Origin of the sequence: Streptomyces durmitorensis, from assembly GCF_023498005.1 — a bacterium.
GTDB classification, from domain to species: domain Bacteria; phylum Actinomycetota; class Actinomycetes; order Streptomycetales; family Streptomycetaceae; genus Streptomyces; species Streptomyces durmitorensis.
Window position 1 is genome coordinate 506555 of sequence record NZ_CP097289.1, and the last position, 25522, is coordinate 532076.

The 25522-nt window shown below is 71.7% G+C and carries 22 protein-coding genes, 1 tRNA gene and 1 riboswitch; of the genes, 10 read left to right on the top strand and 13 right to left on the bottom strand.

The genetic code is table 11. The annotated features are described in order from the left end of the window. Positions 1 to 2 precede the first annotated feature (2 nt). Complete coding sequence (locus M4V62_RS02070; protein WP_249585457.1) at positions 3 to 1214, bottom strand: FUSC family protein; 1212 nt, start codon at positions 1212 to 1214, stop codon at positions 3 to 5. A gap of 132 nt (positions 1215 to 1346) precedes the next feature. Next, positions 1347 to 1502: a DUF6131 family protein gene (locus tag M4V62_RS02075; RefSeq protein WP_249585458.1), complete on the bottom strand. Its 156-nt coding sequence runs from the start codon at positions 1500 to 1502 to the stop codon at positions 1347 to 1349. A 299-nt stretch (positions 1503 to 1801) separates the two neighbouring features. Between M4V62_RS02075 and M4V62_RS02080 the strand changes: the two genes are divergently transcribed. Beyond that, positions 1802 to 2461 (top strand): YceI family protein, encoded by a 660-nt coding sequence (locus tag M4V62_RS02080; RefSeq protein WP_249585459.1) that lies wholly within the window; start codon positions 1802 to 1804, stop codon positions 2459 to 2461. A 109-nt stretch (positions 2462 to 2570) separates the two neighbouring features. On the opposite strand, the gene cobN is transcribed toward M4V62_RS02080, so the two are convergent. Further along, entirely contained in the window at positions 2571 to 6167 is a 3597-nt protein-coding gene (cobN, locus tag M4V62_RS02085; protein ID WP_249592665.1) for a cobaltochelatase subunit CobN, read from the bottom strand. A 69-nt stretch (positions 6168 to 6236) separates the two neighbouring features. Then, positions 6237 to 6388: riboswitch (cobalamin riboswitch) on the bottom strand. A gap of 48 nt (positions 6389 to 6436) precedes the next feature. On the opposite strand from cobN, the gene cobG reads away from it, so the two are divergent. The 3 genes from cobG (at position 6437) to M4V62_RS02100 (ending at position 9951) form a co-directional block, all read left to right on the top strand. After that, positions 6437 to 7744 carry a precorrin-3B synthase gene (gene cobG / locus M4V62_RS02090; protein ID WP_249585460.1) on the top strand — a complete coding sequence of 436 codons (1308 nt, stop codon included), beginning with the start codon at positions 6437 to 6439 and terminating at the stop codon, positions 7742 to 7744. 72 nt (positions 7745 to 7816) lie between these two features. Beyond that, a complete protein-coding gene (locus M4V62_RS02095) occupies positions 7817 to 8443 on the top strand; it encodes a precorrin-8X methylmutase (protein WP_249592666.1) in 627 nt (208 codons plus the stop codon). Then, on the top strand, positions 8440 to 9951 hold the full coding sequence (locus M4V62_RS02100) for a precorrin-2 C(20)-methyltransferase (RefSeq protein ID WP_249585461.1): 1512 nt from the start codon (positions 8440 to 8442) through the stop codon (positions 9949 to 9951). Before M4V62_RS02095 ends, M4V62_RS02100 begins: the two co-directional genes overlap by 4 nt. A gap of 12 nt (positions 9952 to 9963) precedes the next feature. Here the strand turns inward: M4V62_RS02100 and M4V62_RS02105 are convergent, their stop codons facing one another. Then, entirely contained in the window at positions 9964 to 10719 is a 756-nt protein-coding gene (locus M4V62_RS02105; RefSeq protein WP_249585462.1) for a cobalt-precorrin-6A reductase, read from the bottom strand. Positions 10720 to 10730: 11 nt separating this feature from the next. Here M4V62_RS02105 and M4V62_RS02110 point away from each other — a divergent pair, with 11 nt between their 5' ends. Beyond that, the gene (locus M4V62_RS02110; RefSeq protein WP_249585463.1) at positions 10731 to 11846 is read left to right on the top strand and encodes a cobalt-precorrin-5B (C(1))-methyltransferase; all 1116 of its coding nucleotides are present in this window, start codon (positions 10731 to 10733) and stop codon (positions 11844 to 11846) included. 36 nt (positions 11847 to 11882) lie between these two features. On the opposite strand, the gene cobM is transcribed toward M4V62_RS02110, so the two are convergent. Both cobM and cbiE read right to left on the bottom strand, forming a co-directional pair. Further along, a complete protein-coding gene (cobM, locus tag M4V62_RS02115; RefSeq protein WP_249585464.1) occupies positions 11883 to 12632 on the bottom strand; it encodes a precorrin-4 C(11)-methyltransferase in 750 nt (249 codons plus the stop codon). After that, complete coding sequence (cbiE, locus tag M4V62_RS02120; RefSeq protein WP_249585465.1) at positions 12629 to 13930, bottom strand: precorrin-6y C5,15-methyltransferase (decarboxylating) subunit CbiE; 1302 nt, start codon at positions 13928 to 13930, stop codon at positions 12629 to 12631. The genes cobM and cbiE overlap by 4 nt, the downstream gene beginning before the upstream one ends. 137 nt (positions 13931 to 14067) lie before the next feature. On the opposite strand from cbiE, the gene tsaD reads away from it, so the two are divergent. Both tsaD and M4V62_RS02130 read left to right on the top strand, forming a co-directional pair. After that, on the top strand, positions 14068 to 15135 hold the full coding sequence (gene tsaD / locus M4V62_RS02125) for a tRNA (adenosine(37)-N6)-threonylcarbamoyltransferase complex transferase subunit TsaD (protein WP_249585466.1): 1068 nt from the start codon (positions 14068 to 14070) through the stop codon (positions 15133 to 15135). 121 nt (positions 15136 to 15256) lie between these two features. Further along, a complete protein-coding gene (locus tag M4V62_RS02130) occupies positions 15257 to 15913 on the top strand; it encodes a maleylpyruvate isomerase N-terminal domain-containing protein (RefSeq protein ID WP_249585467.1) in 657 nt (218 codons plus the stop codon). A gap of 33 nt (positions 15914 to 15946) precedes the next feature. On the opposite strand, the gene M4V62_RS02135 is transcribed toward M4V62_RS02130, so the two are convergent. Continuing rightward, positions 15947 to 17710 (bottom strand): alpha-L-fucosidase, encoded by a 1764-nt coding sequence (locus M4V62_RS02135; protein ID WP_249585468.1) that lies wholly within the window; start codon positions 17708 to 17710, stop codon positions 15947 to 15949. 307 nt (positions 17711 to 18017) lie between these two features. Between M4V62_RS02135 and M4V62_RS02140 the strand changes: the two genes are divergently transcribed. Then, positions 18018 to 18728, top strand: a complete 711-nt coding sequence (locus M4V62_RS02140; protein ID WP_249585469.1) for a polysaccharide lyase family protein — start codon at positions 18018 to 18020, stop codon at positions 18726 to 18728. 6 nt (positions 18729 to 18734) lie between these two features. Here the strand turns inward: M4V62_RS02140 and M4V62_RS02145 are convergent, their stop codons facing one another. The 4 genes from M4V62_RS02145 to M4V62_RS02160 form a co-directional block, all read right to left on the bottom strand. Beyond that, positions 18735 to 20489, bottom strand: a complete 1755-nt coding sequence (locus tag M4V62_RS02145) for an ABC-F family ATP-binding cassette domain-containing protein (RefSeq protein WP_249585470.1) — start codon at positions 20487 to 20489, stop codon at positions 18735 to 18737. A gap of 17 nt (positions 20490 to 20506) precedes the next feature. Further along, positions 20507 to 21007, bottom strand: coding sequence for a hypothetical protein (locus M4V62_RS02150; protein ID WP_249585471.1), 501 nt, complete (start codon positions 21005 to 21007; stop codon positions 20507 to 20509). Between the two features lie 59 nt (positions 21008 to 21066). Continuing rightward, positions 21067 to 21186 (bottom strand) — tRNA-OTHER (locus M4V62_RS02155). 118 nt (positions 21187 to 21304) lie between these two features. Continuing rightward, positions 21305 to 22069, bottom strand: a complete 765-nt coding sequence (locus M4V62_RS02160; RefSeq protein WP_249585472.1) for an SDR family oxidoreductase — start codon at positions 22067 to 22069, stop codon at positions 21305 to 21307. A gap of 68 nt (positions 22070 to 22137) precedes the next feature. Between M4V62_RS02160 and M4V62_RS02165 the strand changes: the two genes are divergently transcribed. Both M4V62_RS02165 and M4V62_RS02170 read left to right on the top strand, forming a co-directional pair. Further along, the gene (locus M4V62_RS02165; protein ID WP_249585473.1) at positions 22138 to 22773 is read left to right on the top strand and encodes a TetR/AcrR family transcriptional regulator; all 636 of its coding nucleotides are present in this window, start codon (positions 22138 to 22140) and stop codon (positions 22771 to 22773) included. Between the two features lie 110 nt (positions 22774 to 22883). Next, positions 22884 to 23504 (top strand): GNAT family N-acetyltransferase, encoded by a 621-nt coding sequence (locus M4V62_RS02170; RefSeq protein ID WP_249585474.1) that lies wholly within the window; start codon positions 22884 to 22886, stop codon positions 23502 to 23504. A 93-nt stretch (positions 23505 to 23597) separates the two neighbouring features. Here M4V62_RS02170 and M4V62_RS02175 read toward each other — a convergent pair whose 3' ends face one another. After that, entirely contained in the window at positions 23598 to 24950 is a 1353-nt protein-coding gene (locus M4V62_RS02175; RefSeq protein WP_249585475.1) for an outer membrane protein assembly factor BamB family protein, read from the bottom strand. Further along, the gene (locus M4V62_RS02180) at positions 24947 to 25495 is read right to left on the bottom strand and encodes a SigE family RNA polymerase sigma factor (RefSeq protein WP_249585476.1); all 549 of its coding nucleotides are present in this window, start codon (positions 25493 to 25495) and stop codon (positions 24947 to 24949) included. Before M4V62_RS02180 ends, M4V62_RS02175 begins: the two co-directional genes overlap by 4 nt. Positions 25496 to 25522: the final 27 nt, after the last annotated feature.

Consider the following 25522-nt stretch of genomic DNA (forward strand, 5'->3'; position numbering starts at 1 on the left):
GATCACGCCTCTTGGCCGACGTGCCGTTGCAGCACATCGCAGGCGTGCTGGAACTCCTCCATGAGGCGGGTGGACTCCACGACGAGGACTCCATAAGGGCGGGCCGGGTCGGCCAGTGGAAGGCCGGCCCGGTCCGCTGTGCCGGTCACGTCCCGGCAGCGTCCCTGGGCCTCGTCGGCCAGGTGGCACAACTGCCGGGACTGCTCGGCGAGGGAGTCCTCGTCCAGCCCTCCGAGCACCTGGGCGATCTGTGCGAGGGACTCCAGGAAGTCGGCGTAGCCAAGGAGGAAGGCCCGGTCGTCGTGCCGGTCCCCCTCCCCTTCGTGCCACTGGTGCAGGCTGCGCGTCAGGGACGCCACCTGGTACAGCGAGCGTTCGAGGGCTGCCGCCACCGCGCCGTACCCGTCGAAGGAGGCCCGGCCCCGGTGCCTGCGCAGCAGCCGACGGGGGTTGAAGTACAGGCTCTCCTCCGCGGTACGGAAGCCTTCCCTCGCCTGCGTGATCAGCCCTCCGGTCTGCTCGGCCCTCCTGCGCCACTGCCGGCAGCGCTCCTCGTCCAACTCGCCTTCGCGCAGCACCGGATACATGTCGCTCACCAGCTCGCCCAGTGCGGTGGACAGCGAGCGGATCCCGTACTCGGCGCTGCGGTAGCGCATCGGCGGGGCCACCGTCACGTTGACGACGACGCCGATGCCGCAGCCGATGAGGACCAGCAGGAGGATCTGCCCGAGCTGGGTGACCTTCTCGGTGGCGGTCGTGGCGGCGGCGTAGGTGGAGAAGGCGAAGAACGCCGCGGTGGCGACCTGCGACCCTTGCGCGCCGAGAGCGGGCCAGCGTCCGATGGACAGACCCACCAGCGCGACCAGCGCGAAGGTCAGCAGGTCGGGGCCGCCCAGGAACCCCAGGGCAGCCACCATGGCCACGCCGGCCGCCACCGCCGCCAGGTAGCGGAGGGACTGCAGCACGGACTGATACACCGTCACCTGCATGATCAGCACCGCGGAGAACGGCGCGAACGCCGGGGACGGCGCGTCGAGCACGTAGTAGGAGACCACCCAGGACAGGGTCGCGGCCAGCGTGCTCTTGAGGACCAGGAGCAGCGTGTGGCGCTCGTAACCCGGCGTCCCCCTGGCCCGCAGGCACCATCGCCGCGCACGCTCGAACCACCCCTGGGCCGCGGCGTCCGGCCGCTGCCCTCCGCCCTCGCCGGCCATGCACCGACTCCGTTCCGTTCAGCAGGTCATCGAGCTCAGCCTGCTACCCGGCGGGACCGGCCGCATGCGGGGTTCGGGGCGTGAAAAGAACCCGGCGCACGCGCGGATTTCGTTTCCGCCGCCGTGAAACGCCTACCAATAGTGCTTTCGCCCGCCCACCGCGTGGCCGACGGAACCAAGAATCCAGAAGACCGCACCGATGACGACGAGGATGACGCCGATGGTCCACAGGATGGAGATTCCGGCCACGAGGCCGATGACGAGAAGGATGACTCCGAGTGCGATCATTGCGCCCTCCGAACCTCAGAATTATTTCAAGTATGCGCCTTTAAATGCTGATTGCGGCCCCAGGGACGGACCTCATCGCGACGGCCGCCTCATTTCCGCCGACGCGTGCGTGCACCGCAGACACAATTGTCACCGTGCGTGACGCGGAGCCACCCAACCGTGCATCCACATCCGTGCCGATCTTGTGCATCTTTGCAGTCAGCAGCATGGAACCCGGACGAGACCTCCCATCTTGCTGAGCGGCACCTGTCGACTGCGTGATAACACGGAGTGATCAAATCCAAGGAGACGACGACATCATGGGTATCTTCAGCCGTCGCCAGACCGCGACCCTCGAACCGACGCCGTCCGCCGGCACCGGTTCGCCCTTCTCCGGGGCCGCGGCCGCCGGTGCCGCGCTCGACCCCGCGCTCCGCGCGCTGACCGGGCAGTGGACCATCGACCGCCCGCACAGTCGCATCGGGTTCTCCGTGCGGCACGCGATGGTCACGACGGTGCGAGGTGCCTTCGCTGACTACGACAGCACGCTGTACTTCGACGGCGACCGGCCCTCCGAGTCGCGGGCCGAGATCGTCATCCGGATCGCCAGCGTCGACACGGGTGTGGAACAGCGGGACGCGCACCTCATAGGCGCCGACTTCTTCGACGCGCGCCGCCACCCGGAGATGTCGTTCCGCAGCACCTCCACGGTCCACGAGGGCGGGGAGACCTTCCGCATGGCGGGCGACCTGACCATCCGCGGCGTGACGCGCCCCGTCGAGCTGCAGCTCGACTATCTCGGTTCGGTCGTGGACCCCTTCGGCTTCGAGAGAGCCGGCTTCGACGGCACCACCACCATCGACCGCACGGACTGGGGCCTGGTCTACAACCAGCGCCTGGAGACGGGCGGCGCCATGGTCAGCGAGAAGGTCCGGCTTCAGTTCGACATCTCCGCGATCAGGGCCACGCCCATGGCGTAGCGCCCCGGCCGTCGTGCTCGGCGACGGCCCGCACACCACGAAGGGGAGGGCCCCGTCCCGGTGCCGGGATGGGGCCCTCCCTCTCGTCCGTCGGCCGCGAGGCCGCCGCTCAGTCCTCGCCCTCCAGGTTGCCTTCCGTCTCCAGGTACGCCTGGCGCAGGGCCTCAAGGACCGCGGGGTCGGGCTTGGCCCACATGCCGCGGGACTCGGCTTCCAGGAGTCGCTCGGCGATGCCGTGCAGGGCCCAGGGGTTGGCCTGCTGGAGGAATTCACGGTTGGTCGGGTCGAGGACGTACGTCTCGGTGAGCTTGTCGTACATCCAGTCGGCGACCACGCCCGTCGTGGCGTCGTACCCGAAGAGGTAGTCGACCGTGGCGGCGAGCTCGAAGGCACCCTTGTAACCGTGGCGGCGCATCGCCTCGATCCACTTCGGATTCACCACGCGGGCGCGGAAGACGCGGGAGGTCTCCTCGACCAGGGTGCGGGTGCGCACCGTCTCGGGGCGCGTGGAGTCGCCGATGTACGCCTCCGGGGCGCGGCCCTTCAGCGCGCGGACCGTGGCCACCATGCCGCCGTGGTACTGGAAGTAGTCGTCCGAGTCGGCGATGTCGTGTTCACGGGTGTCGGTGTTCTTCGCCGCGACCTCGATGCGCTTGTACGCGCTCTCCATCTCCTCGCGCGCCGGACGCCCGTCGAGTTCGCGGCCGTAGGCGTAGCCGCCCCACACCGTGTAGACCTCGGCGAGGTCGGCGTCGGTGCGCCAGTCGCGGGAGTCGATGAGCTGGAGCAGACCCGCGCCGTAGGTGCCGGGGCGGGAGCCGAAGATGCGGGTGGTGGCGCGGCGTTCGTCGCCGTGGACCGCCAAGTCCGCCTGGGCGTGGGCCCGGACGAAGTTCGCGTCGTCGGGCTCCTCCAGCGAGGCGGCCAGGCGCACCGCGTCGTCCAGGAGGCCGATGGTGTGCGGGAAGGCGTCGCGGAAGAAACCGCTGATGCGCAGGGTGACGTCGATGCGCGGGCGCCCGAGCTCCTCGGCGGGGATCGCCTCCAGGCCCGTCACGCGGCGCGACGCGTCGTCCCAGACCGGGCGGACGCCAAGAAGGGCGAGAGCTTCGGCGACGTCGTCACCGGCGGTGCGCATGGCGCTCGTACCCCACAGGGAAAGGCCCACCGAGGTCGGCCAGTCGCCGTTGTCGGTGCGGTAGCGCTCAAGGAGCGAGTCGGCCAGGGCCTGGCCGGTCTCCCAGGCGAGACGCGAGGGCACCGCCTTGGGGTCGACGGAGTAGAAGTTGCGGCCGGTCGGCAGGACGTTGACCAGGCCGCGCAGCGGGGAGCCCGAGGGTCCGGCGGGGACGAAGCCGCCCTTCAACGCGTGGACGGCGTGGTCGAGTTCGTCGGTCGTGGCGGCCAGCCGCGGTACGACCTCGCGGGCGGCGAAGGCGAGAATGTCGGCGACGGACTGCGGGTGCCCCTGGGCCACCGTCGCGACGGCCTCCGGGGCCCAGTCGGCGTCGTCCATCGCCTGGACCAGGGCGCGGGCCTTCTCCTCGACCTCGTCGGCGGCGGTGCGGGTGGCCGCGGACTCGTCGAGACCCAACGCCTCGCGCAGGCCGGGAAGCGAGGCCGTGCCGCCCCAGATCTGGCGGGCGCGCAGGATCGCGAGGACGAGGTTGACGCGGTCGGCGCCGGCCGGGGCGCCGCCCAGGACGTGCAGGCCGTCGCGGATCTGGACGTCCTTGATCTCACAGAGCCAGCCGTCGAGATGCATGATGAACTCGTCGAAGCCCTCGTCCTTGGGGCGGTCCTCCAGCCCCAGGTCGTGGTCGAGCTTGGCGGCCTGGATGAGGGTCCAGATCTGCGCACGGATCGCGGGCAGCTTCGCCGGGTCCATCGAGGCGATCTGGGCGTGCTCGTCCAGGAGTTGCTCGAGGCGGGCGATGTCGCCGTAGCTGTCGGCGCGGGCCATCGGCGGTACGAGATGGTCCACGAGGGTGGCGTGGACGCGCCGCTTGGCCTGCGTCCCCTCCCCCGGGTCGTTGACCAGGAACGGGTAGATCAGGGGCAGATCGCCCAGGGCCGCGTCGGGGCCGCAGGCGGCGGAAAGGCCCGCGTTCTTGCCGGGCAGCCACTCCAGGTTGCCGTGCTTGCCCAGGTGGATCATCGCGTCGGCGCCGAAGCCGTTGTCGGCGGCGGACGCGGCGATCCAGCGGTAGGCGGCCAAGTAGTGGTGCGAGGGCGGCAGATCGGGATCGTGGTAGATCGCGATCGGGTTCTCGCCGAAACCGCGCGGCGGCTGGATGAGGATGAGCAGATTGCCGCGGCGCAGGGCCGCGAGGACGATGTCGCCCTCCGGGTTGCTCGACCGGTCCACGAACATCTCGCCGGGGGCCGGGCCCCAGTGCTGCTCCACGGACTCGCGCAGCTCGGCGGGGAGCGTGGCGTACCAGCGGCGGTAGTCGGCCGCGGGGATGCGGACGGGGTTGCGGGCCAGCTGCTCCTCGGTGAGCCATTCCTGGTCGTGGCCGCCCGCCTCGATGAGGGCGTAGATCAGCTCGTCGCCGTCGCCGGAGGCAAGGCCCGGGACCTCCTCCGTACCGAAGTCGTAGCCCTCTTCGCGCAGTCGGCGCAGCAGGGCGACGGCGCTGGCGGGGGTGTCGAGGCCGACCGCGTTGCCGATCCGCGAGTGCTTGGTCGGGTAGGCGGAAAGGACGAGCGCGATGCGCTTGTCGGCGGCCGGGATGTGGCGAAGCCGTGCGTGCCGCACGGCGATGCCGGCCACGCGGGCCGCGCGCTCGGCGTCGGCGACGTACGCGGGCAGACCGTCCTCGTCGATCTCCTTGAAGGAGAACGGCACCGTGATCAGACGGCCGTCGAACTCGGGGACCGCGATCTGGCTTGCGGCGTCCAGCGGCGACACGCCCTCGTCGTTGCCCTCCCAGTCGGTGCGTGAGCTGGTGAGGCACAGCGCCTGGAGGATGGGTACGTCGAGTCCGCTGAGTGCGCCTGCGTCCCAGGACTCGTCGTCGCCGCCCGCCGACGCCTCGGCGGGGCGCGTGCCGCCCGCGGCGAGGACCGTGGTCACGATCGCGTCGGCGGCGCGCAGTTCATCGATGAGTTCGGGCTCGGGAGTACGCAGCGAGGCGACGTACAGCGGCAGCGGGCGCGCTCCGGCGTCCTCGACCGCGCGGCACAGGCTCTCGATGAAGGCGGTGTTGCCGCTCATGTGGTGGGCGCGGTAGTAGAGCACCGCGACGGTCGGTCCCTCGACCTGACGGGCGGTGCGCTCCAGCGGGCCCCACGAGGGCGCGGGGGCGGGCGGCTCGAAGCCGTGGCCGGTGAGCAGGACGGTGTCGGAGAGGAACCTGGCCAGCTGCTCCAGGTTGTCGGGGCCGCCGTGGGCCAGGTAGGCGTGGGCTTCGGCGGCGATGCCGATGGGCACGGTCGATGCGGCCATCAGCTGGGCGTCGGGGGCCTGTTCGCCGGTGAGGACGACCACGGGGCGTCCGGTCGCCACGACTTGGTCGAGGCCCTCCTGCCAGGCGCGTACGCCGCCGAGGAGGCGTACGACGACCAGGTCGGCGCCGTCCAGGAGCTGCGGAAGGTCCTCGAGCGGGAGCCGGGAGGGGTTCGCGAAGCGGTAGTCGACCGGGCCGGCGGCGGCGCGGGCGCTGAGCAGGTCGGTGTCGGACGTCGACAGGAGCAGGATCATGCGGCGTCGGGCCTTCCTCGGGGTGTCCACGCCCCGGGTGGTGTCGATGGCGTCTCCCCTGCTCGAGCGGACGAGAGCTCGGGGAAGGGAGTTCCTGACTCACCCGGCATGCGCACCGGGCTCACAGTGGCGGGACCGCGCCGGAATCGCACCGGGCTTCCTCCCCTTGTCGCCGTCTGTGGCGACGACGGGCCGGCTGACCCGTCGCTAGGAATACTAAGGGCCGATCAACTACCGGGGGGCAGGCGGACCTGCTGCGATGGGTCGGTATGCTCGCCGCCATGCCCCCATCGGTCCCCTCGCCCCCGCTCTCGGGAGACGAGTCTGCCCGCGGCCGCGGTGACGCCTGCCCCGGGACGCTGCGCCTGCACCGGGCGGACGACGGGGCGCTGGCCCGCGTCCGCATCCCTGGCGGCGTACTCAGCGCGGGGCAGGCCGATGTGCTGCGGGACGCGGCGGAGCGGCTGGGAGATGGGGAGTTGCATCTCACATCGCGCGGCAATGTGCAGGTGCGCGGGCTGCCCGCGCACTGCGGCGGTGAACTGGCTTACCTGCTGGGCGAATCGGGGCTTTTGCCCTCCGAACGCCATGAGCGGGTGCGTAATGTGGTGGCCTCCCCGCTCGCGGGACTCGACGGCCGGGGCGAGGCGGACATCCGCCCGTGGCTCTCCGCCCTGGACGAGCTGGTGTGCGCCAGTGACCGGGCCGCCGCTCTGTCCGGCCGGTTCCTGTTCGCCCTGGACGACGGCCGCGGCGACGTGGGGGCGCTCGGCGGGGACGTGACCCTGACGGCGCGGGACGCGGACGAGGCGCTGCTGCGGATCGGACCGTCGCACGACGCCGTCCTCATGACGGCGGCGCAGGCACCGCGGGCCGCGCTCATCGCGGCCGAGACGTTCCTGGAGCAGGCGCCCGACGCCGGTGCGTGGCGGGTCACCGATCTGCCCGGCGGCATCGGCCCCCTCCTCGACGCGGTCCTGCACCGCCTGCGCCAGGCCGGACTCCAAGTCACTCGCACCACCGCGCCCCTCCCCCAGGATCCGGGCGGACCCGCCCTCGGCGTCGTGTCCGGCCCGCACCGCACGGCCGCACTCTCCCTCGGCCTGCCCCTGGGAAGCGTCAGCGCGCCCCAGTGGCAGACGCTGGCGGACACCGCCCGCCACCATGGCAGCGGCGAGCTGCGGCTGACCCCCTGGCGCGGAGTCATCCTGCCCGGAGTCGAGCGGACAGCGGCCGCGCAACTCCTGGAGGAACTGGGGGCCGCCGGTCTCATCACCGGACCCGACTCGCCCTGGACCGGAGTGGGGGCCTGCATCGGCAGGCCCGGCTGCGCCAAAGCTCTGGACGACGTACGCGCCACGGCGAAAGCCGCGTCGGGTCCCGGAGGGGCGCTGCCCGTGTACTGGTCCGGGTGCGAACGCCGGTGCGGACATCCGCACGGGGAGTGGATCGACGTCGTCGCCACTCCCGACGGACATCAGATCTCCCGCGTACGCGGCGAGAAACGGGACACGCCGGCGACCGTCCCCGGCAGCCCGGGCGCGCTCGCCGCCGCCGTGGCCGCGGCCCGCGGCTGAACCACACATGAACACATGATCAACCCCGCAACACCCGACTGTTCCCTGCCCTATCAAGAGAGCGAACGCACTGTGCACCAGTACGAGAAGGACGGACCGGCGATCTACCGCCAGTCCTTCGCCACGATCCGCGCGGAGGCGGATCTGTCGGGCCTGCCCGCCGACGTGAGCCAGGTCGCGGTCCGCATGATCCACGCCTGCGGCATGGTCGACCTCGTACGCGACCTCGCTTTCACCCCGGACGTGGTGGCCAGGGCCCGCGAGGCCCTGCGTGCGGGCGCCCCCATCCTGTGCGACGTGGCGATGGTCGCAAGCGGCGTCACCCGCAAGCGGCTGCCCGCCGACAACGACGTGGTGTGCACCCTGTCCGACCCGGCGGTGCCCGATCTGGCGGCCAAGCTCGGCACCACGCGCAGCGCCGCCGCCCTGGAGCTGTGGCGCGACCGGATGGAAGGCTCGGTCATAGCCGTCGGCAACGCGCCCACCGCCCTGTTCCGCCTGCTCGAAATGATCGAGGAGGGCGCGCCGCGCCCCGCCGCCGTCATCGGTGTGCCCGTCGGCTTCGTCGGCGCGATGGAGTCCAAGGACGCCCTGGCCGCGCACCCGTCCGGCCTGGACCACATGATCGTGCGGGGCCGACGGGGCGGAAGCGCCATCGCGGCGGCCGCACTCAACGCGATCGCCAGCGAGGAAGAATGAGCGTGAGCGAGCAGAACACAGGCCGGCTGTACGGCGTCGGGCTCGGCCCCGGCGATCCTTCCCTCATGACCCTGCGGGCGGTCGAAGTCATCGCGGAGGCCGATGTCGTCGCCTATCACAGCGCCCGGCACGGACGGTCCATCGCGCGGTCCATCGCGGCCGAGCACCTGCGGGCCGACCACATCGAGGAAGCGCTGGTCTACCCCCTCACGACGGAGACCACCGACCACCCCGGCGGCTACCGGGGCGCGATGGAGGGCTTCTACACCGAGGCCGCGGCCCGCCTCGCGGTGCACCTCGACGCCGGCCGCACGGTCGCCGTCCTCGCCGAGGGCGACCCGCTCTTCTACGGCTCGTACATGCACATGCACAAGCGGCTGGCCGACCGCTATCCCACCGAGGTGATCCCCGGTGTCACCTCCGTCAGCGCCGCGGCCGCCCGCCTCGGCACTCCGCTCGCCGAGGGCGAGGAGGTGCTCACCATCCTGCCCGGCACCCTGCCGGAGGAGGAGCTGACCGCGCGTCTGGCCGCCACGGACGCCGCCGTGGTGATGAAGCTGGGCCGCACCTTCCCCGCCGTGCGCCGCGCCTTCGAGGCCTCCGGGCGGCTGCCCGAGGCCCACTACGTCGAGCGCGCCACCATGGCGGGCGAGCGCATCGACGAGCTGGCCGCGGTCGACGCCGACTCGGTGCCGTACTTCGCCGTCGCTGTCCTGCCGAGCCGGATCGACGCCCCCCGGCCCGAGCGCGCCCCGGACGCGGGCGAAGTGGCCGTGGTCGGTACCGGTCCCGCCGGGCCGCTGTGGCTCACGCCCGAGACTCGCGGAGTGCTGGCCGCAGCCGACGACCTCGTCGGCTACACGACCTATCTGGACCGGGTGCCGGTCCGCCCGGGGCAGGTGCGCCACGGCTCCGACAACAAGGTCGAGTCGGAGCGCGCCGAGTTCGCCCTGGATCTCGCCCGGCGCGGCCGTCGCGTGGCCGTGGTCTCCGGCGGCGACCCTGGCGTCTTCGCCATGGCGACGGCCGTCCTTGAGGTGGCATCGCAGAAGCAGTACGCGGATCTGCCGGTGCGGGTGCTTCCGGGGGTGACGGCGGCGAACGCGGCCGCCGCCCGCGCGGGCGCTCCGCTGGGACACGACTACGCCGCGATATCGCTCTCCGACCGGCTCAAGCCGTGGGAGGTCATCGCGCAGCGGCTGCAGGCGGCGGCCGGTGCGGACCTGGTGCTCGCGCTGTACAACCCCGGCTCCCGCAGCCGGACCTGGCAGGTCGGCAAGGCCCGCGACCTGCTGCTCGAGCACCGCTCGCCCGACACGCCCGTGGTCCTCGGCCGCGACATCGGCGGACCGACCGAGAGCGTACGCACGGTGCGGCTCGCCGATCTCGACCCCGCCGAGGTCGACATGCGCACGATCCTGCTGGTGGGTTCCTCGCAGACCCGCTGGGAGCAGCGGGGCGACGGACAGCAGATCGTGTGGACGCCCCGCCGTTACCCGGAGGACTAGCCTCCAGGTCTGCTAGACCTGGCTGCCGCCCTGGGCGCGCAGCCAGGTCAGGGCCTGCTCCGGGGTGCCCGCCACCGCCACGCCTTCGGGCACCGGCGGTCGGCGCACCACGACCACGGGGATCCGTGCTTCACGGGCCGCGGCGAGTTTGGGGGCGGTGGCGGCGCCGCCGCTGTCCTTCGTGACGACGACGTCGATGCGATGGCGGCGGATCAGCTCGCGCTCCCCCTCCAAGGTGAACGGGCCGCGGTCGAGCAGCACCTCCATGTGCGCGGGGTGCGGTGCCTCCGGGGCGTCCACCGAACGCATCAGGAACCACAGCTGGTCCAGTTCGGCGAAGGCCGCGAGACCCATGCGTCCCGTGGTGAGGAAGACCCGCTGCCCCAGCGCGGGCAGCGCCGTGGCCGCGTCGGCCAGGGAGCCGACCGTGTGCCAGGCGTCGCCCTCGCCCGGCACCCAGCCGGGCCGGCGCAGCGCGAGCAGGGGAACATGGGCGGCAGCGGCGGCAGCGGCCGCGTTGAAACTGATCGTCTCGGCGAAAGGATGGGTGGCATCGATGAGCGCGCTCACCTGGTGCGCACGCAGCCATGCGGCAAGCCCTTCGGCTCCGCCGAAGCCGCCCACGCGGACCTCGCCCGGCGGCAGCTTCGGGCTCGTGACGCGCCCGGCCAGTGAGCTGGTCACCCTCGCCGTGGCAGGCAGCGTGTCCACCAGGGCCTCGGCGAGGCGGCGGGCCTCCGTCGTCCCGCCAAGTACCAGTACGTGCATCGGATCCATCCATGGGTGAGGCGAAAGGCGGGCGCAGCGCCCAACTCAAGCACACCGGTCTGCGGCCCGGCTGGACGACCGGTGCCTGTGCGACCGCGGCCGCCACGGCCGCCTACACTGCCCTGCTCAGCGGCGACTTCCCCGACCCGGTGACCATCACCCTGCCCAAGGGCCAGACACCGGCCTTCGCCCTGGCGATCGAGGAGCTGGCCGAAGGCCGGGCGACAGCGGGGGTGGTCAAGGACGCGGGCGACGACCCCGACGTGACGCACGGCGCGCTGGTGCGGGCCACCGCGCGGCGGCTGCCGCCGGGTTCGGGTGTGGTCTTCAAGGCGGGGCCCGGCGTGGGCACGGTCACCCTGCCGGGGCTGCCTCTCGACGTCGGCGAGCCCGCGGTCAACCCCGTGCCGCGCCAGATGATCCGCGACCATGTCGCGCGGGTCGCCGCGGAGCACGGGGGTTCGGGAGACGTCGAGATCACCGTCTCCGTGGACCACGGCGAGGAGATCGCCCGCTCCACCTGGAACCCCCGGCTCGGCATCCTGGGCGGTCTGTCGATCCTGGGCACCACCGGCATCGTGGTGCCCTACTCCTGCTCGGCGTGGATCGACTCGATCCGCCGCGGCGTGGACGTGGCGCGCGCCGCCGGGCATACGCATGTGGCGGGCTGCACGGGTTCGACCTCGGAGAAGACCGTGGTGGCCGAGTACGGGATCCCGGAGATCGCCCTGCTTGACATGGGGGACTTCGCGGGCGCGGTGCTCAAGTACGTGCGGCGCCACCCGGTGGACCGCCTGACGGTGTGCGGCGGTTTCGCCAAGCTGTCGAAGCTCGCCGCCGGCCACCTCGACCTGCACTCGGGCCGCTCCCAGGTCGACAAGCCCTTCCTGGCCGCGCTGGCCCGCAAGGGCGGCGCGGACGAGGCCCTGGCGGCCGAGGTGGCGGGCGCCAACACGGGCCTCGCCGCGCTCCAGTTGTGCCAGGCCCGGGGTGTCCCGCTCGGGGACCTGGTGGCCGTGGCGGCGCGCGACGAGGCGCTGTCGGTGCTGCGGGGCGCGCCGGTCGCCGTGGATGTCATCTGCATCGACCGGGCGGGCACGGTCGTCGGGCGCAGCAGCGTGCGCTGAGCTCCGTAATGCCCGGCCCCCACCGGCCCGGAGCCCTCAGCAGACGTGGCGGTCGCGGGCGGGCGAGTAGAGATGGCTGTCGCGGAACTGCTCGGCGCCCAACGTACGGCCCACCATGATGACGGCGGTACGGATCACACCCGCCGCCTTGACCTGCTCGGCGATCTCGTCGAGGGGCCCGCGCAGGATGAGCTCGTCGGGGCGCGAGGCCAGCGCCACGACCGCCGTGGGGCAGTCGGCCCCGTAGTGCGGCAGGAGTTCCTCCACCACGCGGTCCACGTACTTGGCGGCCAGGTGGAGCACGATCAGGGCGCCGCTGCGGCCCAGCGTGGCCAGGTCCTCGCCCTCGGGCATCGCGGTGGCCCGGTGGGCGATCCGGGTGAGGATGACGGTCTGGCCGACGGTCGGCACCGTCAGCTCCCGCTTGAGCGCCGCCGCGGCTGCCGCGAACGCGGGCACGCCCGGCACCACTTCGTAGGGCACGCCCGCCTCGTCCAGGCGCCGCATCTGCTCGTTGACCGCGCTGAAGACGGACGGGTCGCCCGAGTGCAGCCGGGCCACGTCCTGGCCCCGCTCGTGCGCGGCGACGAGCTCGGCGGTGATCTGGTCGATGTCCAGCTGCGCGGTGTCGACCAGGCGGGCGTCGTCGGGGCACTCGGCGAGCAGTTCACGGGGCACCAGACTGCCGGCGTACAGGCACACCCCGCAGGCGGCGAGCGTGCGTGCGCCGCGCACCGTGATCAGGTCGGCCGCACCGGGGCCCGCGCCGATGAAGTAGACGGTCATCCGTTGTCTCCTGAGGGTTCTGCGGGGGCCTCTGCTGAGCGTTCCGCGGTGGGGTCGGTCGAAGGTTTGCGTACGGACCACTGGGTGACCGGCATCGCCTGGCGCCAGCCGGTGAAGCCGCCGACCGGCACGGCGTGCGCGACGGCGAGGCGGACCAGGTCACCGCCGTGCCGGCGGTATCGCTCGGCGAGCAGGGCCTCCGACTCCAGCGTGACGGTGTTGGCGACCAGACGGCCGCCGGCGGGCAGCGCGTCCCAGCAGGCGTCGAGCAGTCCGGGCACGGTGAGACCGCCGCCGATGAACACGGCGTCGGGCGTGGGCAGTTCGGCCAGGCTCTCGGGCGCCTTGCCGCCGATCACGCGCAGGGCGGGCACCCCGAGGTGCGCGGCGTTGCGCTCGATGCGCTGCGCCCGTACCGGATCGCGCTCCACGCTGATCGCCCGGCAGGAGGGGTGGGTGCGCATCCACTCGATGGCCACGGACCCCGAGCCGCCGCCGACGTCCCACAGGAGCTCGCCGGGCGCCGGCGCGAGGACGCCGAGCGTGGCGGCCCTGACGTGGCGCTTGGTGAGCTGCCCGTCGTGTTCGTACGCCTCGTCGGGCAGCCCGGGGACGGCGCCGAGGCGCAGGGCGTCGGGAGCACGTCGGCATTCGACCGCGATGACGTTCAAGGGGTCACCCGGCGGATGCGCCCAGGTGTCCGCCGTGCCTTCCGCGTACGCCTCGTTCTCGCCACCGAGCTGTTCGAGGACGCGCATCAGGCTGGGTCCGAAGCCGTGTTCGCGCAAGTGCGTGGCGACGACGGCGGGCGTGGTGGCGTCAGCGCTCAGGACGAGCAGCCGACGGCCGTCGTGCAGGGCCGCGGCAAGACGGGCGGCGGGGCGCCCGACCAGGGTGACGACCTCGGTGTCCTCCACGGCCCAGCCGACGCGGGCGCAGGCGTAGGACACGGACGAGGGGTGCGGCACGATGCGCAGCCCGTCGGTGCCGAGGATCTCGGTCAGAGCGCGGCCGATGCCGTAGAACATCGGGTCGCCGCTGGCCAGTACGGCGATCCTGCGGCCCGCGTGCTCGGCAAGCAGCCCGGGAACGGCGGGCCGCAGCGGCGAGGGCCACGGCACGCGTTGCCCCGTGCATTCCGGTGGGAGCAGGCCCAGTTGACGCGGGGCGCCGATCAGGACCTGGGCCGCGGTGAGTTCCGTACGTGCCGCGTCGGGCAGTCCGGCCCACCCGTCGGCTCCGATGCCCACCACGCTCACGGCAGGCGGGGCGGGGGGTGCGGCGGGTGCGGGGGTCACGGACGGTACCTCGGTGTTCGGGGGCTGACGCACCCGAACTCTACTGTCCGGCCCTGGCCGGACACCGGCCAGGTGGTCCTGGCCGTACCCTTATTGCACATAGGTTGCAACAAGCCGGAAAGATCGGGAGTCGGGACGTGGAGTCTCCAGTGGTCCTTGGCATCGAGTCCTCGTGCGACGAGACCGGTGCGGGTCTCGTGCGCGACGGACACCTGCTCGGACATGCGGTGGCGTCGAGCATGGACGAGCACGCGCGGTTCGGCGGGGTGGTGCCGGAGATCGCGGCGCGGGCGCACGTGCACTCCTTCACGCCCGTCGTCCGCGAGGCCCTGGACCGGGCCGGGCTGCGGATGGGCGACATCGGGGCGGTGGCCGTCACCACGGGCCCCGGTCTGTCGGGCGCGCTCCAGGTGGGCCTTGCCGGGGCCAAGACCCTGGCGTTCTCGCTCGGGGTGCCGCTGTACGGAGTGCACCACCTGGCCGGGCACGTCGCGGCCGACACCCTGGAGCACGGCCCGCTGCCGGACCCCTGCATGGTGCTGATCGTCTCCGGCGGGCACACCTCACTGCTGCTCGTACGGGATCTGGCGCGGGACCCGATCCTGCACCTGGGCGACACCATCGACGACGCGGCGGGCGAGTGCTTCGACAAGGTGGCCCGGGTGTTCGGCCTTCCGTACCCGGGCGGCCCCGCCATCGACCGCACCGCGCGGCAGGGCGACCCGGACGCCGTGGCGTTCCCCCGGCCGCTGACCGGGCCACGGGACCCGCGCTACGACTTCTCCTTCTCCGGGCTCAAGACAGCTGCCGCACGCTGGGCCGAACAGCACCGGCTGCGCGACGAGGAGCTGCCGCTCGCGGACGGGGCGGCGTCGCTGCAGGAGGCCGTGGCCGACGTGCTCACGCGCAAGGCGGTGGCCGCCTGCCGCGAACACGGGGTGGGAACGCTGGTCGTGGTGGGGGGCGTGGCCGCCAACTCCCGTGTGCGGGCCCTGGCGGAGGAGCGCTGCCGGGCCGCCGGGATCGCGCTGCGGGTGCCGCCGTTGAAGCTGTGCACCGACAACGGCGCGATGATCGCGGCCGTCGGTGACCTGCTGGTCCGCGCGGGAGCCGAACCCACCCCGCTGGACGTGTCCATCGACCCGTCCGCACCTCTGGAGTACGCGGCCCTGCACCCCGTGGCCCGCGCCGTCAAGGCCGCGTGAGGGCTGCTTGAGTCACCCTGGATCCGGCAGCGGGCGGCGGAGAGCCCAGCATCATGACGCACGGGGGCGCTCCGTCCAAATGCCCTTGTCCGGCTTCGCGGCATCGCACTACGTTGGCGAGGTGGATCTCTTCTCGCGCTCTTGGGCGGCGTTGCGCGCGGCCGTCGCCGAACTCCCGGACGAGGACTTCGCGCGGCCCTCAGGCTGTACCGGCTGGCTCGTGCAGGACCTGGTCTGCCATCTGGTCGTCGACTCCCAGGACGTCCTGATCACCCTCGTGACGCCCGCCGACTCGGAGCCGACCCGCGACGCGCTGACCTACTGGGACATCACCGAGACGCCGCCGACCGGCGAGGACCCGCTCGACGCGCTGACCGTCCGGCTCGCCGCCGCCTACAAGGAGCCCTGGCTGCTCAAGTTCCACCTCGACGACGTGGGCTCCGCCGCAGGACGCGCCGCCGAACTCGCCGATCCCGGCGCCCGGGTGAGCACCCGCGACGAGGTCCTCACCACGGGCGACTACCTCATGACGTACGTCATGGAGTGGACCCTGCACCACCTCGACCTGATCGCGCACCTCCCGCACGTGGCCGGTCCACCGGCGGAAGGGCTCGCCCGGAGCCGCGAGATGCTGGAGAAGATCGCAGGCACCGCGTTCCCCGCGTCGTTCTCCGACCAGGACGCGCTCCTCGTGGGCACCGGACGGCGCGCCCCGACCGAGGCGGAGCAGGCCGAACTGGGCGAGCTTGCCGCGAAACTCCCGTTCGTCCTCGGGTGATCTCCGCCTGGCGCACCTGATCCGCGGCGCGGGTCAGAAATCGGCGCGGCTGCCGGTGGGCGCGACCAGCAACGAGTCCAGACGCAGGCCGAGTTCCTCCCCCGCGTGCCCCGGCTCCGCCAGGGTGATGGTCACGGGGGTGACCTTCCCGCCACGGACGGAGAAGGGGCCTACGGCACGTCGGGTCAGGTCCGCACCCTTCACCAGCCGGGAGTGCTTGCCGACCTGAACCCGGTAGAGCGCCTCGGGGCGCGCCTCGCCCCGGACCGATACCGACAGCCTCTCGGCACGGTCGGCCGTGACGTGGGCGGTGTGCCGCACCGTGGTCCGGTGGGTGCTGTAGTAGCTGCCGTCGTCGGCGTAGCTGTAGCCGTGCTCGATGTCGGCTGCGTCCAGGACGGCTGACGCGTCCGGGCCGAGGGCGACCGTGCGCTCCGGAATGATCCGCAGCTCGCCGCCGAGTTCGACCTTCACGACGGGCAGCACCGCGTCGCGCGGCCGGTCGGGCAGCGTCACCACGAGGTCGTCACCGTCCCAGCGCCACGCCAGCCGGTCCTTCGAGCCGTCCTCGTGGACATCGCGTACGGAGGTGGCCAGGCCCGGCAGCCGGAGTTCGCCGTCGCCGGACGTGGGCCACTTGCTCACGTGCAGGAACAGGTCGCGGTCGTTGACCGTGACCTCGCCCCACGGCAGGCCGCCGAAGCGGGTGGCCGACGCGCCGAGTACGGCGTCGGGGTGGCGGTCGAGCCAGTCGCCCATGCCCCGCAGGACGTCGGCCTCGAACTCCACGACCGAACCGTCGCCGCGCGGGCCGATGTTGAGCAGGTAGTTGCCGCCGCGGGCGCGCACGCCGGTGAGACCGCCGACCAGGTCCCTGATCTTGCCGGGCAGGTCCTCACGCTTCTGCCAGCTGCGGTACCCCCAGGTCTCGTGGTAGATCGACGCGGGTGTCTGCCAGGCGCCGTCGAGGGCCACTTCGGGAATCTCGTTGTCGCCGAGGGTGCGGAAGTCGCCCTCGTTGTTCCACACCCGGCTGTTGATCGCCGCCTTCGGCTGGAGTTCGCGGACGATCCCGGCGAACTTCCGGCTCTGGGCCGCGGTGGGCGACGACATGTCGAACCACACCTCGGCGATGTCTCCGTACCGGGTCATCAGTTCACGGAGCTGTCCCTCGATGACGGGTTCCATCGACGCGGGGATCGGATTGTTGTTGTCGCCGTCGAAGTCGTGGCCCTGGTGCCAGTCGACGAGCGAGAAGTAGAAGCCGAACTTCAGCCCCTGGCTGCGGCATTCGTCGGCGAGCGCCTTCAGCGGGTCCTTGCCGTAGGGGGTCGCGTCGACGACGTCGTAGCCGGTGGTGCCGGTGTCGAACATGGAGAAGCCGTCGTGGTGCTTGCTGGTGATGACCACGTAGCGCATACCGGCCTGCTTCGCGAGGGAGCAGATCTCCGCGGGGTCGAACCGGTCGGGCCTGAAACGCTCGGCCACTTCGAGGTACTCCTGCTCGGAGATGTCGGCCCACATCTGGATCTGTTCGCTGTAGCCCTTGGTGACGGGTTTGCCCTTCCACACTCCTCCCAGTTCGGAGAACAGGCCCCAGTGGATGAACATCCCGAACTGGAGCTCCTGCCAGGCCGCGAGATCCTTGTCGTCGCTGGGCCCGATCTCGCCGGGTATGCCCTGCGTGCGGGGGCCGCCGGCCGATTCCGCCTGCGTGGCGACCGCTGCGGGAGGGCTTGCCACGGCTGCCGCGACGGCCAGCAGGAGCGCGAGCACGACGCCGATCACCTTGCGCATCACGAATCTCCTCTACAACTGCCCCAGGTCGATTCATCCGACGTTACGAGCTGAAACGGGCGCTCCACGTGCCACGAGGGAGGTACGGGGGCGGGTACATCGGATGTTAGATGCGCGCGGGCGTGGCGTCACCACCCCCGACAGACCTGCTTGCGACAGATACCGGTTACTGCGTGGCAACGCTCAACTGACGCTTCCCTATTGAGTGTTCAGCCACGACCATGCTAGAAACCGCTTACCCTCAGCCCGTCGCACGGATGGCACACAGCCACGCGAGCCCCTCCCCCCACTCGCAAGGAGCCCCCTCATGCGCAAGCGAACCGGCCCCCTCACGGCCGCCGCCTCCTCCCTGGTCCTGCTCACCGCGGCACCCGCCGACGCCTCCGTCATCTGGGACGGGGACGCCTCCGCGGGCACCGGCGTGTTCTCCTCGACGCTGTGCGACGCACCCGGCAGCGTCACCGCACAGGACAACGGCGACGGGCGCGGCCAGGTCTTCAAGTTCAACAAGCCGCTGGGCCTCGAGCGTTGCGAGGCACACGGGATCAGCGTCGGCGGTTCGCGGTACACCTTCAAGAACAACTCGACGTACTGGATCGGCTGGGACACCTCCACCAACACCCCGGACGCGGGCACGATCTTCCAGTGGAAGTCGTACGGCACCAACGACCAACACCAGCAGAACTACCCGGTGTTGATGAAGGTCGAGGGCGGCGTCCTGAAGCTGTTCCACATCGAGGTCGGCGAGAAGTGGACCCTGAAGTGGTCGACACCCGTCACCACCAGTACGTACGAGCGCATCGTGCTCGGCATCCACACCTCGTCCGACGCCTCCGCCGGGTGGGTCAGCGCCTTCTACAACGGCACCAAGGTCGCCGAGTTCTCCGGCCGCACCTGGGACGACCTGGGCAACGACACCCGCTTCGGCTCCTACGGCTCCGAGGTCAAGGACAAGCGCGTCATCAACTGGATCGACGGGCTCAAGGTCGGCACGGCGTACGGGGACGTGGACAACTGACCTGGCTCACGCCGACGGGGCCAGCCGTCCCTCGGCCAACTCCAGCAGGTTGTCCCGATGGTGTTCGCGCAGCGCCCGGTCGTGGGTGACCATCACGACCGGGCCCGTGAACTGCTCGATCGCTTCCTGGAGTTGCTCCACCAGGGCGAGGCTGAGGTGGTTGGTGGGCTCGTCGAGCAGCAGCAGGTGCGGGCGCCGCGAGAACAGCAACGCGAGTTCGAGCCGCCGCAGTTGGCCCACGGAGAGCCGATTCACCGGAACGTCGAAGTCCGCGGTCCCGAACAGACCGAACCGGGTCAACTCCCTCGCGGCGTCGTCGACATAGGCCGAGCGGTGCGCGGCGAAGGTGTCCAGGACGCCCCGCCGCTCCTGGGAGAAGTCGCTCTCCTGCGGCAAGTAGCCGATGCGCAGCCCTGGTTCACCTACGACGGCCCCGGCATCGGGCACCCGGAGGCCTGCCAGGACGGTCAGGAGCGTGGATTTGCCCGCGCCGTTCGCCCCGGTGACCACATGCAGCGAGCCGGGGGCGAGTTCCAGGTCCACGCCACGCACCACATCGCCGACGACCAGGCCCGCAGCCCGGAGCAGCACCCCGTCGGACGGCTCCGCACCCTCGCTCTCCGGCGGTTGGAAGGCAAGGGGCTCGGGCGGGCGGTGCACTTCCTCGTCCAGGAGTCGCCCCAATTGCTGCCGGGCGGCGCGGGTCGCGCGGGCCGCGGCGGCCTGGGCACCGCCTCCGGCGAGGTTGTAGGACAGCTTGTCGCTGTCCCGCATGCCGCCGAACGTGCGGCCGGTCCTGGTGGCCCTTTCGAGCTTCCGCCGGGTCTCGGCCAGCTCCTGACGCCAGGCGCGGTACTGCTGCCACCACCGCGCCTGGGCCGCGGAGCGTTCGTCGAGGTAGTCGCGGTAGCCGCCGCCGTAGCGCACGGTGGTGCCGCGGGGACCGTCCAGGTCGACGATGGCGGTGACGGCCGTGTCGAGCAGCAGACGGTCGTGCGAGGCGATGAGGCAGGGCCCCTGGTACTGGGCCAGCCACTGCACCAGCCAGTCCACCGCGCGGTCGTCCAGGTGATTGGTCGGCTCGTCGAGCAGCAGCCCGGCGGGTTCGGCGAGGACCAGCTCGGCGAGCGCCAGGCGGGATCGCTCACCACCCGACAGCGTCTCGGTGGGACGGAGCCGGTCCAGGGTGCCGAGACCGAAGACGTCGAGGACCTCGCCGACGCGGGCATCGAGCTCCCACCCGCCGCGCCGGTCGAACTCGTCCTGGAGACGGCCGTACTCACTGAGCACCTCGCTCAGATCGTCCTTGCCGACATCTTCCCTGCCGGAACCGCCCTTGCCGGGGCCGTCGCCGCTGGAACCGTCATGGCCGGTGGACATCAACTCCTCGGCCGCGCGCATCCGTTCGGCCATGTCGACGAACTCGGCGGTCGCCCGCGCGAGCACGGTCTCGATGGTCGCGCCGACCGGGAAGCCGGGCTGCTGCGGCAAGAACCCCACCTGGCCCGCGACCGCCCGTACGACCTGGCCGCGCTGCAGCGCCAGTTCACCGGCGAGGGCGCGCAGCAGCGTCGACTTGCCCCTGCCGTTCTCGCCGATCAGGCCCACCCGCTCGCCCCGGGACACCTTCAGCGAGACGTCGCGCAGCACGAGGCGGTCCCCGAGCACGCAGTGCACGTTCTCGGCGATGAGGTGCGCGGAGCCGTGGTCACCGGACAGGACGTCCTGGGCACCGGCCTGCCCCGCCTTCGATGCAGACATCGTGAGGAACTCCTGTCCTATGCCGCGGCGTTGGCCAGCGGCGTACCGCAGCGGGCGCAGTAGCGGGCGTCTCGTTCGGCGGCGAGACGGCCGCACTCGGGGCAGACACGGTCGAGCAGACAGACCGGCTCGCCCGCGTCGGAGCCGTCGGCCGGACCGGTACCGGGGGCCGGGCGACGACGGTGGGAGGTCGTGTAGACGAGCCCCTTCTCCCCCGCGTCCACGCAGCGCGTGATGCCCGCGGGAAGCCAGGCGAGGGCGCCGGGGGCGAGCTGCCAGGCCGCGTCCGGGGTGCGGAGCTCACCGGCGCCGGTCAGCACGGTGAACAGGACACCGAACCCCTCCTCCGCGTGCTCGCCGATGCTCGCACCCGGGGCCAGCCGCACGACGTCGGCGTCCAGGTCCCTCGCACGGTCGCCGAGCGACCACAGGACGCTGATCTGCCCTCGCCCGACGGCCCCGGTCTGTTCCGGCCCGATGAACACCGGGGCGGCGGGGGCGGGGACGGGGGTGCTCATGCGGACTCCAGTCGGCGGAGGCGAAGTCAGGGACGGCGGCGGGGACGGAGGGACGGCTGCGGCGCCGACGGGATTCGAACCCGCGGGCGAGGAAGGGCAAGGCCCGCCCTGTTCCCACCAGTCGACGCGAGAGGGGCTTCCCCCACGCCGATCGCATTGGACCGCTCTGCCACGGCTCCGCAACCTGCGGGACCGCGCGATCCCGCTCCCGTGAGGATAGGGACAGCGCACGTCGGGGAGCGAGTCGATTATCGCCGCGGACCCGACGCTCGCGAGGCGGGCACCCCGCGATCAGGGTCAGGGGCGCGGCCCGAGGAACAGGCCGCCACTCGCGTCGATGACCTGCCCGGTGATCCAGCGCGCCTCGTCGGAGGCGAGGAACGCCACCACGTCGGCGACGTCGTCGGGCCCGCCGAGACGGCCGAGCGCCGTCGCGCCGACTATGAACTCGGCCAGGCCCGGCGCCTCGAAGGCTGCTCCGTTGGTGGCCGTCCGAGTGGTGCCGGGAGCGACCGCGTTGACCGTGATGCCTCGCGGACCGAGTTCGTTGGCCAAGGTCATGCTCATCGTCTCGACGGCACCCTTCGTCATGGCGAAGGACGTCTGGGTGGGGAAGGCGCTGCGGGCCGCCACCGACGACATCGTGATGATGCGGCCGCCGTCGCGGAGCAAGGGCAGGGCCCGCTGGATGATGAAGTACGGAGCACGTACGTTCACCGCGAAGAGGCGGTCGAACTCCGCGCGCGTCGTGGATCCGAGCGGGCCGGCGGGCACGGCCGCCGCGTTGTTGACGAGGATGTCGAGCGGCCGCCCCGCCAGGCAGGCCTCGACTCCCGCGAAGAGCGTCTCGACGTCGTCGTCCGCGCCCAGTTCCGCTCCGACGGCGAGCGCGGATCCGCCGGCCCGCTCGATCTCCTTCACGGTGGCCGCCGCACCGTCCTCGTCCGTGCCGAAGTGCACGAGGGCCAGGGCTCCCTTGGCCGCCAACCGCACAGCGATCGCCTGCCCGATGCCGCGTGATGCCCCCGTCACGAGGGCTGTCCTGCCGGTCAGATCACTCATGCCCACCACCCCTTGATGTGAGTGACCACCAATCTGGTAGTCACTACCACTACGGTAGGGTCTACCACATGCCTGACCACCACTCAACACTGCGCGCACAACGGCGAGTCGAGACGCAGCGCACGATTCAGGCGCACGCGGTACGGCTGTTCACCGAGCGGGGCTATGACGCCACGACCATGACGGACGTCGCCGAGGCCGCGGGCGTGTCACCCATGACCGTCTACCGGCACTTCCCCACCAAGGAAGATCTCGTCCTGCTGGAACAGCACAGCCGCCTCGTGGCCGAACGGATCGCCGCGTCGTCGGCCGCACAGCCCCTGGTCCGCCGCATCGGCAGGGCGCTCATCGAATCGGCCGCGGTGTTGACCGATGGCGGCCACGGTGCGGGCCTGACGGCGAACGAGCAGTTCCTGCTGGCACGCCTCCAGCTGATGATCTCGACGCCGGCCTTGCGGGCCAAGCACCTGGACAGCCAGTACGCACTGCAACAGGCGATCGTCGACGGCCTCGGGGGCGATGCCACGGAGGGCGACGCGGCGTTCCACGCCCAGGCGGCGGCCAGCGCCTGCCTGGGCGCGATGCACACGGCCTTGGTGCGCTGGGCCGAGGACGGCGGACGGGCCGAGCTGCCCGACCTGATCGCGAAGGCGCTTGCCGCCGCGTTCGGCGAGGACATCGTCGGTCCCGGCCCGGCTGGGTGAGGCGGACCACCTCGGCGACAGGGACTCCGAACTGCCCTCGGAGAGCGCCGCATCGGCCTGCGCGAGCGAGGGGGACCCCCGCCCCGCCGACGAAGATCATCGCGTGCAGAATGGCCCGTATGTCGATATCGAACACTCCGAAGACGGCAACGATCGACGACGCCTCGGCGATCGGCCACACCCTGGCCCGCGCCTTCGACGACGACCCGATGATGCGCTGGTTCTTCCCCGACGACGCCACGCGTGAGGCGGGGCTAGGCCGCTACTTCGCCACGATCTTCACCCGGCAGTACGTCCGCCACGGCGTGTGTGAGCACACCCCGGCGGCGGCCGCCTACTGGGTGCCGCCGGGCGCGCAGGACAAGGCTGTTCCCGACGCGGAGACCATCAAGGAACTCACGGCGATCCTGGGCGACCAGGCTTCGCTGTTCCAGCAGGCCGTGGAGGCTGCCGCCGGGCACGGCCCACAGGAGCCGCACTGGTACCTGGCCGTGCTCGGCGCGGATCCCGCCGTCCAGGGGCAGGGCCACGGAGCCGCCCTCCTGCGCTCGGGCCTCGCCAAGGCCGACGCGGACGGCCTGCCCGTGTACCTGGAGTCCTCCAAGCCGTCCAACCTCCCCGTCTACGAGCACTTCGGCTTCACGGTGCTCGGCGAGATCCAACTCCCGGGCGGTGGACCGACCTTGTGGGCGATGCGCCGCGCGCCTCGCCCCACGTCCGGGGCTGCGTGACGGTTCGGGTGCTCTGCTGGGTGTCGAGCTCGCGCCACGACACGGGCCGTCGGCCGGGGGCAGGTATCACGCCCCCGGCCGGCGGCCCTTCGGTCAGTCGCCGATCCGCGGCAGAAGGGAGACCGTCATGGTGCCCTTCTGAGCGACCAGCACATCCTCATAGAGCATGAGTTGGGGCGGGTTCGCGAGGCCGGGCCCCTGCTGCTTGCCGATGTCGACGTGATCGCGCCAGACCTTCTCGCCCGTGCGCAGGTCGAGGCCGGAGAGGTCTCCGTTCGGGCTGAAGAAGTAGACGACTCCCTGCCTCGCCGACACCACGGGAGGCGCGCTGCCCGTCACCGACTCCTCACCGGGCATCTTGACGCCCACCGGTGCGGTCCACAGCTTCTTTCCCGTGGTCAGTGAGTAGGCCGACGCGTTGCCCTGCCAGCTCACGGAGATCAGACGATCGCCGACGACGTCCGAGTTGGCCACTTTCCCCTCGATCCGATGGGAGTGTGAGGTCTGCTCCCCGGAGCTGTCGACGGTGGTCACGTGCCTGACCTTGTCGGCCACACCCCACTGCTCGATCAGGACCATCCGGTCCCCCGACGTCCCCATGAACTGGTGCCTGCCAGGGATGGTCGTGATCTTCTTGGCGTCGCCGGTGGCGGGATCGAGCCGGATGACGTCGGTGTGGCCCGGCTTCTCCGTGTCCGGCGCGCACAGGAGATGGGGTACGCCGCTCAGGACCGCCCGCTGGCACGCGATGCCCTTGTCCCAGGTGTGGCGCCACTTCTCCTCACCTGTCAGTGGGTCGAGGGCCGACATCGTGCGCAGCGACGGGGTGTTGGCGAGGACCGCGCCGTCGATGAGCATGGCGGCCTGGTCGGTGCGGTCGTCCTGCGGCATCTTCTTCTTCCACAGCACGTCGCCGTTGTCGGCGTCCACCGCCATCAGATCGGTACCGCCCATGTAGTCCCCGTTCGGCAGGTTCTTGGCGGTGTGATTGCGGTAGGCGTAGACCACGCCGTCGCGCGCGGCGAACGGGTGGTCAAGGCCGTCGCCTTCCCGATTGACCTCGACGGTCCACAGGCGCTCGCCCGTGTTGGCGTCGAACTTCGCGGCGTCGTACTTGGACCCGGCGCAGTACAGCGCCGAACCGTCCACCAGACAGCCCCGCTCGGCGTCACCCGCGGCATCGTTCCGCCACGGCTTCCAGTCCTCCGGCGACGCCGCAGGACGCACCGGCCGGTCCTGCTCGCCGCCGGTGCCGCCCCCGAAGCCGAGCACCGCCCCCACGGTGATCGCGGCAACGGCCACCGCCGCCCCCGCGGCCTGCGAGAAGCGGCGCCTGCTGCGCCGCCGTACCACCTGCTCGACCAGGTCCCCGGGCGCCCGCACCCGGTCGAGCGCGACCGCGTGCAGCGTCTCCCGGACCTTCTCCTCGACGTGGTCCGTCGTCATCCCTGCATCTCCTTCGGCGTGTAGCTGAGCGGCTGGACCTGGTCCGCGGGCCTTTCCGGCCCGAGCTCCGGCACGAGGACACGGAGCTTGGCGAGCGACCGATGTGCCGTGCTGCGCACCGTGCCGACCGGGCATCTCAGCAGCGCCGCGACCTCCGCCTCCGGCAGGTCCTCGAAGTAGCGCAGGACGACCACGGCCCGCTGCCGCTTCGAGAGACGACGCAGCGCCGCCCACAGCGCGATCCGCAGCTCGGACTCCGACTCCGCGCCCTGGCTGCCGGACTCGGGCAGCACGGGCACCGTCGTCTCGGCCCGGTGTCCGCGCAGTCGCCAGCGGTTGACCTGCTGGCGGTACAGGATCTGGCGGACGTACGCCTCGGGCTGTTCGATGCGCGCCCAGCGTCCATAGGCCTTCATCAGCGCGATCTGCAGCAGATCCTCCGCCGCGTGCCGGTCCCCGCCGGTGAGCAGCACCGCGAGCCGCAGCAGCGCGGTGGAGCGCATCGCTACGAACTCGTGGAACCCGTCGTGACTTGAGGCCTCCATCGACCCTCCCCTTCTTGGCAACCATCA